The sequence below is a fragment of the Vibrio sp. 10N.261.51.A4 genome (genome assembly GCF_041471945.1).
In the GTDB taxonomy this organism is placed as follows: domain Bacteria; phylum Pseudomonadota; class Gammaproteobacteria; order Enterobacterales; family Vibrionaceae; genus Vibrio; species Vibrio crassostreae_C.
Window position 1 is genome coordinate 1 of sequence record NZ_JBFRPJ010000118.1, and the last position, 284, is coordinate 284.

Annotated in this window: 1 protein-coding gene; it reads left to right on the plus strand. The window is 48.2% G+C overall.

Features of this window, described 5'->3' with window-relative positions; translation table 11 throughout:
- Positions 1-284, plus strand: a 284-nt coding sequence (locus AB4384_RS22300; protein WP_372130136.1) for a hypothetical protein, incomplete at both ends; no start/stop codon positions are given.

The window sequence follows — 284 nt, forward strand, 5'->3', positions numbered from 1 at the left end:
ATGACAGCGCAAAGTGCCGATGGCGCAGTGATTACCCAGTTCACCTATGACGGTGGCACGGCTCAAATCTTAGACCCAACAATCACAGGTGAGCAGAAATTTACGTTCACTGAGGGTGATGTGTTCGTCACCATTGAAGGTAACGTGCGCTTTGAGCCGAACCGTGATTTAGACCACGAGAGTGGCGATATCGTTAAATCACTGGTGTTTACTTCGAGTGATGGTGATGTGGATGTTGAAACGGCCACTGTCACACTGACGATTATTGATGGTGATATCCCAAC